Below are 14,408 nucleotides of genomic sequence, written 5' to 3' on the forward strand. Positions count from 1 at the left end.
CGCCGGGAGATCCGCGACGACATCCACGAAGCCTTCCTCTCCCTGGGATGCGCGCTGATCTGCTGGAGGAGACTCCGCACTGCGCGATGGGCCTTTGAGGCGGCGCTGCGGGTGGAGGTCAGGGCTCAGTGGCCCCCTCCGCCAGATCCTTGATCGCGTTGAGGCGGTGTTCCCACTGGTTGGTGAGGGTGTCCATCCACCGCGTTGTCCGCCTCAGCGGTTGCAGGTCGGCTTCGTAGCGGACCTCGCGTCCGGCCCTGTGGGCGCGTACCAGTCCGGCGCGGTCGAGGACGGCCAGGTGTTTTGCCACTGCCTGGCGGGTGACGGGCAGGTTTGCCGCCAGGGATGTCGAGGTGGCGCCGCCTTCGCGGGCAAGGGTGGCCAGGACCTGTCGGCGGATCGGATCGGCCAGTGCCACCAGGACGTCATCGGGAGCCTGTTCGCCGTCGTCGGTACGAGTCATGCCGTGGTCTGTTCGCAGTCCGCGCGCAGTTGGCCGAGCTTGCCGGGCCAGTTCTGACTGTTGGCGCGGTGCCGGTCGATGACCTCCTCGGTGGGCAGCCCGAGGTGCGTAAAGCCGCTTTCGACCATGGTGAGCCGGGTGCCTCCCGTGGAGTCGTCTTCGGTCAGGGTGAACTCGACCAGAGTGGCGTTTGAGTCGTCCGGTTCCTCGCCTGCGACGCCTTGGGACCACCGCCACGACAGGAGGCGCGGAGGCTCGACTGTCTGGATGCGAGCGGGAATGACGCCGTGGATGCCGTGGTCGAAGACCAGGAGGCCGCCGGGACGCAGGTCGATCTTGACCGGCTCTCCATTGCCGAACCAGCGGCCGAGGAAAGCGGGCTCGCTCAGCACGGACCAGACCCGTTCCCTGGAGGCATTGATCAGGATGGCGCGTTCGATCGTGTCGGGGATCACTGCAACCTCATCTCATCCGGATGCGCTACCCAAAGGTTGCACATTCGGAAGCAAACACGCAACCAATTGGTTGCGCACGGGTAAGTGGCCGCTTGGGTCCCACCAAGCCTCGAACTCCCGCCACGTACTCATTCCGCCAGGAGTTCTAAGCGTCGGTCACGTGGTGGGCGGTGTGCGGGTTTCGACCGCTACGACACGGGAATGGGGGTCGCGGGCAGAAAGGCCTGCCGGTCAGGCGACCTCGTGGCGCTCGGGCGCCTTCCGTATCTTCATCCCCGCGACGATGAGCATCAGCCCCACAACGGCGACGCCGAGGTAAGCGGTGGGCGGAAGGTGGACGATCTTGTGCATCCAGCCCCACTCCGCGCCGAAGAAGGTCTGCGAAGCGAAGCTGACAAGCCCTTGGGCTCCTATGACGTAGCCGATGCTTTCGACGGTGTATCCGATGGTTGTTCGCACGGATCAACCTTCTCGCGACGGTGCCGCAAGATGCTCGTCCACAGGGACGAAACCGCAGTAGGTCAAAGGATGCAGTCGCGTGCGGAGAGCACCGGCGCAGCACCCCGCCGCGGCACAGAAGTGGTCGACATGGGACAACTCAAAGATCACGCCCTGCGCCCAGCGCATGGCTGTCGATCTTCCAGATCAGCTTGCCTCTGTTGTGGCGCACCGTGTCAGCATCAGTTCGCCCGCCGTCCGGTCGTACGATCCCGGCCTCACCTGCGGTGGTCCGGGCGCCGCGCTGGATGCTGCGGTCTGCGGCGTGAGTGCCGGGTGCAGACCTGCGCCGCGGACCCAGTCAGGCTCTGCCGGCGCTGAGGTGGTGGTTGTTGAGCCAGTACGTCGCCCGGGTGCCGCCTCGCGCATCAGCGTCCCGCCGGGCCACTGCTCCCTGGAGGGCAGCTCCAGCCCGCCCGCGCCGGAGGAGAGCGGCGGGCGGTACTGGGTCCACCACAGATCCCGCGTATCCGCCATGGTGACCAACCTGTGAAGGTCACCTGCGAGGCCGTGCAAGGCTCGAAGGGCATGGAAGCCCAGAAGGTCCAGGTGATCTAGACGAATACGTCCGATGTCTGACGGTGTGCTGATGGCGCCACCGCATAATGATCAGCGGGCGCTGGCGCGGAACGCCGGTGCCATAACGGGGAGTTGATATGCAGAGCGCGAGTGGTGAGGCCACCCTCGTCTGCTCACCCAGCTCCAGGGCGACCAGCTCCCACAATGGATCAAGGCGGTCCGCTGACGACCTGCCCAGCCTCCACACCTTCGTCAACGGCCTCGAACGCGATCTCGCCGCCGTCACCGCCGGCATCACACTGCCGTGGAGCTCCGGCATCGTCGAAGGCCACGTCAGCCGGATCAAAATGATCAAACGCCAGATGTACGGCTGGGCCGGCTTCGGTCTCCTGCGGAAACGAGTCCTGCCGGCATCCTGACGGGACAGTCACGAGCTCTGCTGGAGTCGCTCCGCAGCCTGAGCAGGGGTGTCGTAGTAGCCAGGTCGTGCCAGCAGGACCGAGCTGAAGTAGTAGCCCTGTTCTGCTTCCGGCTCATCGTCGGCTGCGAACGGACGCCAGAAGCTCAGCAGCAAGTCCGGGGCAGTGAATGAAGCATCGTCGTCTGGATCTCCCTCGATCGAGGTGAGCTCACCGACGCGCCGGACAACCTCGCGGGCGGGAAGCGCGAACACGTCCACACCCTGGAACAACACTCGATCCGCTTGGGACGGGGGCCTTCCCAGCTCGATAGCTTCGAGCGTGTCGCGCATGCAGTGGATGCTGATCATCAGCCCGCTGGGACGGAACACGTGCTGTCCCGGCCGGTCGGACTCCGAGATAGCAGAAGGATCGCGGAGCGAGTCCAACGCGGTGTTGGCCACGTGTCGAGTCATACCGATCCGCAACGGGCCAACGCCGTTTGGTGGGGCGAGGTCGAAGTCCATGCGGGCATGATCCCAAACAGGTCTGCCAGCGGGTGACAGAAGGCCATCCAGTCCCGGCAGGTTACAGAGTGTGAGGGCTCCACAGAAGTTGGACCAGAACCCGAGAACGGGAGTCGTTTGTCGACGGCTTCGGGAGTCAGCGCGTCACTCACCCTGTCGCTTGATCCTGTTGATGAGTTCGGGAGTCACTGAGCGCCTGCGTCTGAGCGGTCCATGACAGAGTGCGCGCCTGCTGCTCAACGGATCACGCTGGCAAGCCGCTCGCTGAGCGGGCCATGACTGGATCACCGGCACGACCGTCTCGGCGCCGGAGCTGGCCCGCCGCCCGCCCGGTAGGGCCGTTGTCACAGGCAGCGGCTACCTTGCAGCTCAGCACAGAACCAAGGCAGGTTGCAGGAAGAGGAGCGGCAATGGTCGTCGAGGTGGGGCACGCGCAGGCGTGGGACCTGGAGGCTTGTGCGTCCTGGCGGCCGATGTCCGCCGAGGAGGCCCGGGAGCGGGATGCCGCCGGGCTTCCGTACGTGGTGGTGTACCGGGAGCCGGGTCGGAAGGCCCCGCTTGAAGTCCGGCTCGTCTCCTGGCGGGACCACTACGTCGGGCTGTGGGTCTACGACGCCCAAGGCCGCCGCACCTACGACCTGGACATGCGGCTGCTGGACGACCCGTCGCGGCTGCTGCGGCGGTACTCCGTCGGCTGGTACTACACAGGCCCACAGATGGCGGAGTTCGACAAGGCGTGCCCACGCATCACCGTGGACCTCTTCCCGGACGGGAGGGGCCGACGGACGGAGGAGCGGCAGGGGCAGGGCGGAGGCTCCTATGCCACATCGCCCGGACTCGGGGACGACGAGCGCTGGATGGACCGCCCCGCCTTCGGCGCGTGGCCGCTGCTCTCGGCCCAGGTACACGGGCTCAGTGAGCCGCCGGCCTTCGAGGCGGCTGAGGTGGCCAAGGCAGCCGAGCCGGGTGACAGAGACGCCCCCGCCACCTGCTGGCGTCCGCCGCGCCCCGCGCAGCCCGGGCCGATCAACGAGTTGTTCCGGCCCGGGGTGCGCGTTACCGACGGGTACCACCCCGAGATGACCGTCGTGGAGCCGCGCCGGGTCGGCACCCTGCGCGTACCCAGCGGGCTGCTGGCCGTCTCCGGCCCGGACATCGACCACGGCGACGGGCCGCGCATCACGGTCCCCGTCCCGCCCGGGGAGTACGTACTCGACGAGGCGCGGGTCCGCTTCAGCTACCACTGCGAGTGGCGGGACGCCGAGGTCACGACCACGGAACCCACGGCCGTCCGCCTGCTCGTCAGCGATGCCCCCGCTGCGACCTGGGAGATGGCCCTCGGCCCGGACGACGATCCCCGGCTGTTCATCGAGCAGCAGATAGCCGGCTTCGACACCGACGGCGCCACCGGCTGCTTCGCCGACGCCGGGTCCTGGGAGCCCCTCATCGCGCTCTTCGAGCGGGGGCTGGTCCGAGGGGAGTCGGACCTGGACGGGTACGAGGACATCGACGACGGTTCCATGTTCATGCAGCGCGCCTGGGACGAGGCTTCCGGCGGCGAGCTCATGTCCTTCGCGACGACCGGGGACGGTACCTACCCGGTGTGGGTCGGCCGTTCCGAGGCCGGTGAGGTAACCGGCGTCGTGGTGCTGGTGGAGGGGATGCCCGAGCTGCTCCCGGAGTGGGATGGAATCCCCACCGATGCGGCTGTGCAGGCAGGGTCCTGCCTGCGTGCGCAGCTGGTGACGATCTCGGTAGCACGGTTCACAACGCTCGGCGCCTGGAGCCCGGGGTACATGAACCCATCAGGTCAGCGGCGGGTGCTTCCCGAACTCGGGTTCTGGCACAACTTCTGTGAACTCACGCCAGTCCGGTCCGGAGGTGTCTTGGATCATGACGGCGACCTGCCGGTTCACCGGGCCGCCAGCTCCGGGCGCTGAGGTTCTGGCTCAACCTCACGGAAGTTGAGCGAGAACCGGTTCTCGTGAACAACGCCAAGGGGGTCATGGGCCACGCAGCGCTCCTTGTTCAAACTCTGGGCAGTCGCGCGGACCCGTACAGCTCCGACGCCCTCGACCGCGTCATCGCTGCTCTTCAGCGAGCGGTCCTGGCCGCCTGACCTCAGGGCGGCCGGGGTGTCGGGCCGGTTAGAGGTGGCGTGGGGAGCGGCGGCACGCGCTCGGACGGGGGCGGTGGTCCGGGTGGGGTGCCGTCGCCGAACGGCCGGCCGCCGAGCGCTTCGCGCCCGTGCGGCGAGAGCCAGGCGCGGGTGTCCGGGCCTCGGGGGATGATCCCGGTCGGATTGATGTCGTGATGGACGACGTAGTAGTGCGCCTTGATCTGCGCGAAGTCGATCGTGTCACCGAAGCCGGGCGTCTGGAACAGGTCCCGCGCGTAGGCCCACAGGGCGGGGAGTTCGGTCAGTTTCTGCCGGTTGCACTTGAAGTGGCCGTGGTAGACGGCGTCGAAGCGCACGAGGGTCGGGAAGAGGCGGACATCGGCCTCGGTGATGGTGTCGCCCACCAGATAGCGCCGGCCGCCGAGCCGCTGCTCCAGCCAGTCCAGCCGCTCCCAGAGGCGGCGGTACGCCGTGTCGTACGCCTCCTGGCTTCCGGCGAAACCGCACTGGTAGACGCCGTCGTTGACGTCCCGGTACACCTTGTCGGCCACATCGTCGATCTCGTCGCGCCACCTGTGCGGATAGAGGTCCGGCGCGCCGTCCCGCTGGTGGGCCGCCCACTGGCTGCCGAGGTCGAGCGTGATCTGCTCGAAGTCGTTGGTCACCACTTCGCCGGTGGGGACGTCGACGATCGCGGGCACGGTGATGCCGCTCGGATAGCCTGGTTCGCGCCGGAAGAACGCCTCTTGGAGCCTTTCGATGCCGAGGACGGGGTCCCGGCCACCCGGGTCCAGGTGGAAGCACCAGCTGCGCTCGTCGTGCAGGGGCCCGGCGATCCCCATCGAGAGCACGTGCTCCAGGCCCATCAGCCGCCGGACGATCGCGCTGCGGTTCGCCCAGGGACAGGCCCGGGCGATGATCAGCCGGTACCGCCCGGGCTCCACCGGATAGCCGTCGCGCCCGTCGGCCGTGATTCGGGTGGTGATGTATGTGCGGTCGCGCTCATAGGCGCCGTCACCGGTCATCGGTCCGAACCTTCCTCACGGCCCTGGCTCGGGAGCGTCGAGACAGCCGGTCGGCCAGTCGGCTGCGCGCTTTTCCATACACACCGGCGCGTACCCGCGCCCGCTCGCACCACGCCCGCCTGAGGGCGCCCGCCCGCCACCCTTCCGGCGTCGGCCGGCTCCGGGCTGCCTCACCGGACAGGGCATCGCGCAGCGCCTGCCAGACGTGGGAATCGCCGCGCAGACCTCATCGGCCGGGTGCTGGATCGAAGAACTCGGACATCTTTGCCACGGCAGGGTGGTCATGTGCCATGGCGTCCGTCTCCCAGGGGATCAGGGTCGGACAGGCCCGCCGCACAGGCCCTGGGGCGCTAACCGTCGTCTCCCACAGGTAGCCGCTGGTCATGGAGGTCGCAGACACGCCTGGCTGTAGAGGTGAGCCCCCGGGCAGCACTGCGGGCATCGCTTCGCCTTGAGGGAACGCCGCTGAGAGCCGGCAGCACCCGAGCCGTGTCGTGCCGGCAGATCGACCATGATCGTGCCGGACTCCACCGTGCGTCGTGATCGACACTTGGTGACAGTGGATGACAGGTGACGCACCACGCGTCACCTGCATGCGGAGATCGGAGTCGTACCGTGAGCAGCAAGGATCTGGTCCTGAAGGCAGCGGGGGAACTGTTCGGGGAGAAGGACCCGAGCGCGGTGGACCGCTGGGTGTCCGCCGCCTACCGTCAGCACAGCAGCCTGGCGGCAGACGGCCCCGAGCCGTTGCGCCAACTGGTGGCGGGCCTTTCGGAGGACTTCCGCTACGAGAGCGCCCGGGTGATCGCCGACGGGAACCTGGTGGCGCTGCACGGGACGTACTACGGCTTCGGGCCCCAGCCGCTGGTGGCCTTCGACCTGTTCCGCATCGATGCGGACGGCAAGCTGGCCGAGCACTGGGACGCGCTGACTCCGGTCGCCAAGGAAACCGTGTCCGGCCGCTCCCAGACCGACGGCCCGACCGTGCCGAGCGACCTCGACAAGACCGAGGCCAACCGCAGGCTGGTCAAGGACTTCGCGGAGAAGGTGCTCAAGGGCGGTGACTACTCCGTCCTGACCGACTACATCTCGACCGAGAACTATGACCAGCACAACCCGGAGGCCGACGACGGCCTTGACGGCTTCGGCGCGGCCGCCGCGAAGTGGGCGGAGCAGGGAAAGAACCTCGTGTACAAGACCGTCCACAACGTCGTGGCCGAGGGGGACTTCGTGCTCCTGCAGTCCGAGGGCGAGTTCGGTGCGCCCGTCGCCTACTGGGACCTGTTCCGCGTCGCCGACGGCAAGATCGTCGAACACTGGGACGTCATCGCGCCCATTCCTGACGAACTCCCGCACACCAACGGCGTGTTCTGAGCAGTAGACCGTGAGCACCAGGACCTAGGCAGGGAAGACCTTCCGCTTCAGCGCCGACAACAGCGTCGTCTTCCACAACACCTACACCCCGGCCGGCACCGGGCTGCACTACGAGACCGGCGCCGGCCGGCTTCGTGCAGGAGACGCTCGGCTTCGGCTGACGCGGCCGGGGTGCACGTACCCTCGACGACATGGGTGACGTTGTTCCGCTGCTGGCGATCTTTGGTGGTTTGGCCACAGTGCTCGCTGCCCTGCTGTGGCTGGCGCGCCACGTTCGGCGCCGGGGCACAGCGGGCGCGGCAGTCGGCGCGGCGTTGGCCTCGTGGGAGGAAGCGTGGCGTGTGACTGCTCACGAGTCCCACTGGGAGATCAAGGCGCAGGCGGAACGTCAGGCCCCGGTGTTGTCGCCTGACGGCTACGGGCCGAACAGCCGGCACGAAGCGAGGCCGAGTGCGCGGACCCGCGGACGTTCTGTATCCGGACCCCGCAGAGGAAGCATGGGGCTGCGCCGCCGGGTACAGCGATGGCGCCAACGCGGCTGACCGGGTCCGACGTCACTTCAAGGGATCAATGGCACAACACAGCCGGCCGGTGAACACCAGGCGCTGCCGGGGCCCGGCTCCGGCGGCCCGCCGCCGGTCTTGACCGCGCCGTTCACGCAGTGCTTCTCTGCCGGGCCGCTGCCCGCTTCGGGGCGGGTTCTTCGAGCAACTCGCCGACGTGTACGCGACAGACCCGGCAGGGCAGCATGGGAGCAGGCCGCACGGGCCCGGGTAAGCGTCACAACTCACTCAACCCGTGCGGTCTTTGCCCATGTCTTGGGCCGAGCGGAACTTCGGCTCCTCAAGCGGGTGGCGTGCCTGTCATGATCCGTGTCATGCGCACACGGATCGCGTCGGCCGGGATGGCCGACATCCATCAGGTTCTTGCTGACCACCATCGATACTGGGCAGAACGCGACCTTCGGTCCCTGCACCTTCTGGCGCTGGTGCAGGAGTTCGGTGAAACCTGTCTGGTCGTCCGTGCCGAGGACGGAATCCGCGGGTACATCATCGGGTTCGTCACCCCGGCCGGCACCGGGTACGTACACCTGATCGCCACTCGGGACGACGCCCGCGGCACCGGTCTCGGGCGCCGTCTGTATGCGGCGTTCGCTGATGCTGCCCAACGCCACGGCGCGCTGCGATTGAAGGCGATCACGTCACTCGGAAACACTGGCTCGATCGCGTTCCATCGCCGCCTCGGATTCGACGCGAAGACCGTCGATGACTACAACGGTCCCGGCCAGGCCATGGTCGTCTTTCATCGCGTTCTGCCGTTCGACGCCATGCAGCCCTGAGCGGCCGGCCGTCCCATCACCGGCAACCGCTCCCCAGGTCGTCAGCGGGGCGCAAAGCCGGATCGGCACCATAAGCCAGCCGAAGGTCCGCTCGACGACCCAGAATCACCTTGAAGCCCTTCTGGGCAGGGTCGCGGCGGGGGATGCCGATGCCCAAACGGGCGCCGTGCTCGACGACCTTGGTGTGGTAGCCGGTGTCGGCCCAGACTTTGGTGATGCGGGAGGGAGTGGTCGGCGGCGATGTCCGAGAGCAGATGGATGCCGCCGGAGTTGTCGGAGACGCTGTGCCGGTCCTGGTGAGACAGCTCAATGACTCTGTCATAGTGCCCGCCCGGGACGCCTCTGCTCCGCCGCTGCCCACGGTTGCGGTCAGTGCAGTGGGAGTGCTGGTACGCCATGAGCCGGTCTCCGCCGTGAGCGTCGGCTCAGTGCTGCAGACCCGGTGGCTGGGCAGAGCTGGGGGGATTCCGACACGGGGCTGTCGGAGTTCTCAGTTCGGGACCAGAAGCTCCCAAGCCGGCGTGGGGGATCAGCGTGGTGAGGGTGCGGGCGGTGTATCCGTGGAGGTTTCCCTCGTTGAACTCCCTTCCTGGCGCCGGCACCGGGCTGGCGGCGGCCTGCGTGAGCACGGCGGTGATCCGCTCGACCCGCTCGCTGTCGCCGCTGAGGCCGGCCGCTGCGGCGTGAGCGTGGGTACGAACAGGTAGGCGGTGCGGGTGCGGACCTCGGGGTCTGGGCCGTCGAGCGACGGCCTGGACCGCGTGGTGGAGGCCGTTGCCGCGTTGGCGGCAGTCGCGGAGGATCTTGTAGTGCTTCGTGCGGGCGAAGGCGTGCTCGACGCGGGCCCTGACCTTTCGGTGTTCGGCGTTGTCCTCTTCCTCGCCGGGCAGCAGGGCTCGGCCGGGGCGTTTGCGGTGCGGGACGAGGAGTCCGGTGTTGATGTAGGCGCCGTCGGCCAGCACGGTCACGCCCTTGCAGACGGCGGCCAGGCCGGAGTCCCGCCAGGCCTTCGCGTCTGCGGTGTTGCCGGGCACCGGCCGTGCCGCCGCGACCACCAGTTTCGTGTCGGCGTCGATGATGACCTGCACGTTCGCAGAGAACCGGTAGTTGCGCGAGGACGCGGCGGTCTTTCGGTCGCGGACCGGGATCAGGGTGCCGTCCACGATCCACAACCGATCGACCACATCGGCCGGACGCGCGGCCGGCTCGATCGCGAGCAGCGGCCGCAGTCGCTGGATCACCCGGCAGACCGTCGCCGGCGAGCAGCTGAAGAGCGGGGCGAGCTGCCGCATCGTGAGGTTCGTGCGGTAACACACGGCCACCAGCAGCACCCGGTCGCCAGCGGCAGGCACCACGGCCTCCCGCCACCGGGCCCGTTCCCGCCCCTTTCCCGCACGACCTTCAGCAGCCGCTCGAACTGCCGCATCCGCAGACCCGTGAACGTCTCCACCCACAACGGCTCAGCCCTCAACACCCCACGCATACAAGGAAAATGCCCGACCCGAAGCCTTCTGCAACACGCTTTAGAGCCGTGCCACGACCGCCGCTCCCGGAGCCGGACCCCGACACCATCACGATCCGGCTCCCCGACGGGACCCTCGTCATCGCCCGTCTCGACCCCGCCCACCTGGCAAGCGCCAGCCCCCTGCAGCGCGCCCTGCGCGACCTCCGCACCCGGTACGCCCTCACCGGGGGACAGCATCTCAGACAAACGCCCGATGGCCCGTCACGATGGTTGTGCACAGGGCAAGGACCTGGCCCTCCCCAGCGCGGTCCGCCCCGACCCGCATGGCGCTTTGATCAGGGCCGCTCCTGAGGACTCGTCCGGGAGAAGCCGGAGGCGTCGGCCGTCTGCGGTAGCGCATCCCGACGAAGAACAGCTATTGGTGCCGGACGGCAGCGAGCCGCTCCGGCACGTCTGCCCCTTCCGCCAGCTGGCCTTCGACTGTCTTCGCGTCGAGGCGGGCCTGGCACCGGCACAAACGGCAGTAGGCCCACTCCAACCTTCACGCGCACCGTCGGCTCGCTGGGACTGCGCGGACTCACCCCTCTCGTGGGCGGTCACCCATCCAGGGCTTCCGCGACCTGCTCGACCTCGTCACTCCGGTCAGCGTGATCGTCACCAGTGCTCGCCCCGGCTCACTCACGCCGCCCCTGATCAGCGGGGCCGCCCGAACCGGCCGGGTTCGGGCGAGCGGTCCGCGTCCTGAGGCCCCCATTGACATCACGCGCACCCGCCCGCGGGGGACGGCTCGTCACCTTGCTACCCTCGCTGCGATTTGATCATGAACACAAGGGGGCGCGACGTGAGGATGCGAGCAGCGAGGGCGACGGCCCTGGCCCTGCTCACCGCCGCGGCGATGACGGGGTGTGGCGGGTCGCAGGGTCCTGCCGCCAAGGGCGAGGACGCCAAGGCCACGGACGGGGCGCAGCGGCCCGCCGCGATGAGCCTGCCGCCGGCCTACGACGGGACCCGGGGCTGGGACGAGACCCTTCCTTGGGTGCCCGGGACCGATCCCGTGGCCCCGGTGGCCGTGGTGCCCGGAGCCAAGGCCGTGGCCCTGCTGACCCAGGACGGGGCCGGTTTCGCCGTACGGTCCAGGGCCGCCGACAGCGGTGAGGTGCGCTGGGGCTCGGCCATCTGGCGGCCGCCGGTGTTGAAGGAGGGCGCCAAGGAGGCGAAGGAGATTCCCGACGTCCTCGCCATGGAGCAGGACGGCCGCAAGTTCGTCGTCGTCTCCGCGCACGGCATGGCCGGCAAGGACGATCTGCACGACGGTACCGAGGTGGTACGGCTCGCGGTGTACGACGCCGAGGGCCGGGGCTCGGGCCAAAAGCCGCTCCGGGAGATCGACGTGCCGGTGACCGCGGACGCGGGCGACTGGCGGGTGAGCGCCGACGGCGGCCGGCTGCTGGTGGGTTACGGCGAGTTCGGCCGCTACCCTCAGTGGTCGTCCGCCGTGGACGTGGTCACGGGCAAGGTGACGCCGTACGCGAACCCGGCCGAACTGCTGCCGCAGTGCGCCGGCAAGACGCTGGAGTGCGGCTGGGCCCGGGTGGTCGCGGCCGGACCCAACGGCCCGCTGGTCGGACTCGGGCGCGGGTTCGGCGTGCCGGGCGGCTGGTTCGGCGACGCCGTGCGCCCCGAGGGCGTGAACGCCACCGTGTCGAACGGCCTCACCGACGAGTGGAACGGCGACGTGTACGGCGTGGCGGCCGGACGCTTCCTCGCGCAGTGGCACCGCACCGACAAGGACGGTTCGAGCGAGCCGACGGCGTGGTCCGTGCACGAGGTCGCCTCGGGCCGGCTCCTCGCCCGGATCGACTGTGCCTACGACGACTTCCCGTCGGTCACCGCGCAGGGCAACGACCGTGCCCACCCGGTCGTCTCCTCTCCCTCCGGCCGCTTCCTGGCGGCGGGCCCGGTCGCCTTCGATCTGCAGCGCAAGCAGGGCATTTGCCTGCAGGGCGACGGCAACCGCAAGACGATCGCGGTGAACACGGTCGGGGACGACGGCGTCGCCTACGGGACGGTCGGCGAGGATTCCGACGGGCCGCGGTTCGCGCGACTCGACCTGACCACCGCCACGGGCGATGCGAAGATCCTCCCCGTCGGGGTCGAGATCCCGCAGCGTGCGGATGTGGACGGAGCGGGATCGGGGCTGTTCGTCGTCCGTGACAAGGACCAGAACATTCGCGTCTCGCTGCGACCGGCCCGCTAGGTGTATTGGCCACGAGCGTTGTTGACACTGTCTGGTCTTGAACATGGCGAAGACCTCCGGTGTGGTGGGAGCTGTCTGGGAACTCACCGCACAGAGGTCTTCGTGGCCACCGTAATGCCCGACTGACCGTCTTCGGCAGGAGACTGCTGGTCGAACGTGTCTGCTCAGGCCGTCCGGTCGCGCATGTGGCCGCCGAGATGGGCATATCCCGGGCCACCGCCCACGGGCCACAGAGTCCGCACAGCGCTCCGCCGCGCAGCTCGGCGATTGAGCCGCCCACCAGGCCACTCAGACCGTCCCCGGATGACGCCGCCCCAGGGCTACGACGGGTCGGGCGGAGCGAGGGCGTTCAGGGTGAAGCCGGCGGCGAGGAGCACCTCAACTGGGATCTGCCAGCCACGCTCCGGGTCTTCCACCGACCTGGCAACAGCCAGGCCTCACGGCGCCGGCGGATCGTGGAACGCCTCACCCCCGCACACGGCAGCGGCCTCATGCTGGTTCAGCATCGGACGAGTCGTGCTCGGGCCCGTGAACGCCGCCCTTCTCTTCCGCCGGGCGGTACGTACGCCGGATTGGCCGCTGGTCAGGGCGGTGCGGCGTGGTGGTCACGATGGATGTCGGGCTGATCACCCGTGGGAGGTGTATCGCTATTACCTGCGGCAGGTCGTCGTCGGCGACAGCCTCCGCCCGGCCCGCACACCCCTTGGTGAGGCAGGCTCAGGCGGAGGTGCGTGTCCCGCCCGGCTGGTGGATGGGACGCGGGCTGGCCGACGTCGGCCTGAGCCGGGGCGTTCGTCACCAAGGACGAGCCGTTCCTCGCGTACCAGGAGCGCGGACAATTCCCTGAGCAGTCCAGGCCCGGACACGCCAGAGCTGGCCGCCGAACGCCTCGCAATGGCAGCCCGTCGTGCTGGGCCCGGGCTACGGCCGTCAGTGCTGTCGCACTGCCGTCGTTGTCACGCAGTCTGAATCTGCGGAGTGCCAGCCTCCTCCCTCTGGGGCGGAACCTTCGGCTGCGCCGTTGACTCAGGTGCGGGCGTGGCATTGGCGCCGCCCGCAGCACGCCGGGCCTGAAGGAACCAGCTGTAGCAAGCGATGCAGCCACGGCTCCATCTGCTCAGCTAGCGATGTATTGAGGTTGAGCGTTTCGCTCAGTGCGAGCGCGATCGCGTCGATCTGCGTGTCGACCACTGCTTGCATTCCTGGGGAACTGTTCGGTCACCAGCGTTCTCATCACCGGTGTACGACGGGCAGCTTTGCTTTTCTGGCACGCCCTACTAACGGCCGCGCCTCGGTGATAGGAAGCTTGACCATGCCTGATGACAACGATCGAGTCTCTTGAAACGACAGGTTGCCTCGCTAGCTTGGGCCTGTCCGGCGGATCATCGCCCGCAGTAGGTGAGGCCGGGCAGTGATCCACCGGACGCGACTGGGAAGGGAACGTCACGCCATGGCGAACTTGGCGACGTACTCGTCGAAGGGCTCGATGCCGACTTCCGCGCGGAGTTCGTCCATGCGCTCGGGCTCCTCGCAGGGCCACGGAACCGGTGCCCCGTCCTTCACGCCGGCGATCTGAGTGCCGTAGACCTGCTTGCGGCCCTCATTGACCAGCGTGCGGTCGCGCAGAAAGGCCAGCTCGCGTGGGCTGGCCGAGCCTGCCGACACCGCCTGCTGCATCAGCCGGAGGGCACGACGCTGAACGTCGAGCTGCCGGTCGGCGTGCTGAGCGATCAGCCATGCCGCGCGTGCGGCTTCCTCGCCGACCAGTTCCGCCGTCGGCCAGCCGTATTCCTCCATGATCTGGTCAAGCCGGTCACCGTGCCGGGCGGTCAGCCGTCGCCACGCCAACTGCTCGGCTGGGTCATCGCTGTTCGCGCGGACTGCGGATTGGTGATCGGCCGCAGCCATGTCTGTGAGTTCCACCGCCAGCGCGGCAACATCGTGCGTCACTCTCAACTCCCAGGTCAGA

General features: G+C 68.6%; 12 protein-coding genes and 2 pseudogenes. 5 read left to right on the forward strand and 9 right to left on the reverse strand.

From position 1 onward, the window contains the following. Window positions 1-118: 118 nt before the first annotated feature. The 3 genes from ACIRSU_RS12910 to ACIRSU_RS12920 all read right to left on the reverse strand — a co-directional run bounded on the left by ACIRSU_RS12910 (window position 119) and on the right by ACIRSU_RS12920 (window position 1,377). On the reverse strand, window positions 119-463 hold the full coding sequence (locus tag ACIRSU_RS12910) for an ArsR/SmtB family transcription factor (RefSeq protein WP_403791408.1): 345 nt from the start codon (window positions 461-463) through the stop codon (window positions 119-121). Then, window positions 460-918: an SRPBCC domain-containing protein gene (locus ACIRSU_RS12915; protein ID WP_403791410.1), complete on the reverse strand. Its 459-nt coding sequence runs from the start codon at window positions 916-918 to the stop codon at window positions 460-462. The genes ACIRSU_RS12910 and ACIRSU_RS12915 overlap by 4 nt, the downstream gene beginning before the upstream one ends. 231 nt (window positions 919-1,149) lie before the next feature. Next, window positions 1,150-1,377 carry a hypothetical protein gene (locus ACIRSU_RS12920; protein ID WP_403791412.1) on the reverse strand — a complete coding sequence of 76 codons (228 nt, stop codon included), beginning with the start codon at window positions 1,375-1,377 and terminating at the stop codon, window positions 1,150-1,152. A gap of 695 nt (window positions 1,378-2,072) precedes the next feature. Here ACIRSU_RS12920 and ACIRSU_RS12925 point away from each other — a divergent pair. Next, a complete protein-coding gene (locus ACIRSU_RS12925; protein WP_403791413.1) occupies window positions 2,073-2,354 on the forward strand; it encodes a transposase in 282 nt (93 codons plus the stop codon). A gap of 8 nt (window positions 2,355-2,362) precedes the next feature. Here the strand turns inward: ACIRSU_RS12925 and ACIRSU_RS12930 are convergent, their stop codons facing one another. Further along, window positions 2,363-2,860: a hypothetical protein gene (locus ACIRSU_RS12930; protein ID WP_403791415.1), complete on the reverse strand. Its 498-nt coding sequence runs from the start codon at window positions 2,858-2,860 to the stop codon at window positions 2,363-2,365. Between the two features lie 410 nt (window positions 2,861-3,270). Here ACIRSU_RS12930 and ACIRSU_RS12935 point away from each other — a divergent pair, with 410 nt between their 5' ends. Further along, complete coding sequence (locus tag ACIRSU_RS12935; protein ID WP_403791417.1) at window positions 3,271-4,800, forward strand: DUF4241 domain-containing protein; 1,530 nt, start codon at window positions 3,271-3,273, stop codon at window positions 4,798-4,800. A gap of 181 nt (window positions 4,801-4,981) precedes the next feature. Here the strand turns inward: ACIRSU_RS12935 and ACIRSU_RS12940 are convergent, their stop codons facing one another. Beyond that, window positions 4,982-6,004, reverse strand: coding sequence for a glutathione S-transferase family protein (locus ACIRSU_RS12940; RefSeq protein ID WP_403791419.1), 1,023 nt, complete (start codon window positions 6,002-6,004; stop codon window positions 4,982-4,984). Window positions 6,005-6,619: 615 nt separating this feature from the next. On the opposite strand from ACIRSU_RS12940, the gene ACIRSU_RS12945 reads away from it, so the two are divergent. Further along, window positions 6,620-7,378, forward strand: coding sequence for a nuclear transport factor 2 family protein (locus ACIRSU_RS12945; protein WP_403791420.1), 759 nt, complete (start codon window positions 6,620-6,622; stop codon window positions 7,376-7,378). Between the two features lie 877 nt (window positions 7,379-8,255). Continuing rightward, entirely contained in the window at window positions 8,256-8,717 is a 462-nt protein-coding gene (locus ACIRSU_RS12950) for a GNAT family N-acetyltransferase (protein WP_403791422.1), read from the forward strand. Window positions 8,718-8,753: 36 nt separating this feature from the next. Here ACIRSU_RS12950 and ACIRSU_RS12955 read toward each other — a convergent pair. Continuing rightward, window positions 8,754-9,001 (reverse strand): annotated as a pseudogene (locus tag ACIRSU_RS12955) (IS5/IS1182 family transposase); the annotation flags it as partial. 456 nt (window positions 9,002-9,457) lie between these two features. Next, a pseudogene (locus ACIRSU_RS12960) lies at window positions 9,458-10,200 on the reverse strand (transposase family protein); the annotation flags it as partial. Window positions 10,201-11,023: 823 nt separating this feature from the next. Here ACIRSU_RS12960 and ACIRSU_RS12965 point away from each other — a divergent pair. Then, the gene (locus ACIRSU_RS12965; RefSeq protein WP_403791423.1) at window positions 11,024-12,439 is read left to right on the forward strand and encodes a hypothetical protein; all 1,416 of its coding nucleotides are present in this window, start codon (window positions 11,024-11,026) and stop codon (window positions 12,437-12,439) included. 1,026 nt (window positions 12,440-13,465) lie between these two features. On the opposite strand, the gene ACIRSU_RS12970 is transcribed toward ACIRSU_RS12965, so the two are convergent. Together ACIRSU_RS12970 and ACIRSU_RS12975 are read right to left on the reverse strand one after the other, a co-directional pair. Beyond that, the gene (locus tag ACIRSU_RS12970) at window positions 13,466-13,630 is read right to left on the reverse strand and encodes a hypothetical protein (RefSeq protein WP_403791424.1); all 165 of its coding nucleotides are present in this window, start codon (window positions 13,628-13,630) and stop codon (window positions 13,466-13,468) included. A gap of 252 nt (window positions 13,631-13,882) precedes the next feature. Then, complete coding sequence (locus tag ACIRSU_RS12975; protein ID WP_403791425.1) at window positions 13,883-14,389, reverse strand: DUF6624 domain-containing protein; 507 nt, start codon at window positions 14,387-14,389, stop codon at window positions 13,883-13,885. Window positions 14,390-14,408: the final 19 nt, after the last annotated feature.

The sequence above is a fragment of the Streptomyces sp. NPDC101160 genome, assembly GCF_044768205.1.
In the GTDB taxonomy this organism is placed as follows: Bacteria; Actinomycetota; Actinomycetes; order Streptomycetales; family Streptomycetaceae; genus Streptomyces.

Excerpts from the sequence above, each read along its gene's own strand:
- ACIRSU_RS12950 (WP_403791422.1), top strand. The coding sequence starts at position 8,256 with ATGCGCACACGGATCGCGTCGGCCGGGATGGCCGACATCCATCAGGTT.
- ACIRSU_RS12930 (WP_403791415.1), bottom strand. The coding sequence starts at position 2,860 with ATGGACTTCGACCTCGCCCCACCAAACGGCGTTGGCCCGTTGCGGATC.
- ACIRSU_RS12925 (WP_403791413.1), top strand. The coding sequence starts at position 2,073 with ATGCAGAGCGCGAGTGGTGAGGCCACCCTCGTCTGCTCACCCAGCTCC.
- ACIRSU_RS12940 (WP_403791419.1), bottom strand. The coding sequence starts at position 6,004 with ATGACCGGTGACGGCGCCTATGAGCGCGACCGCACATACATCACCACC.
- ACIRSU_RS12935 (WP_403791417.1), top strand. The coding sequence starts at position 3,271 with ATGGTCGTCGAGGTGGGGCACGCGCAGGCGTGGGACCTGGAGGCTTGT.
- ACIRSU_RS12910 (WP_403791408.1), bottom strand. The coding sequence starts at position 463 with ATGACTCGTACCGACGACGGCGAACAGGCTCCCGATGACGTCCTGGTG.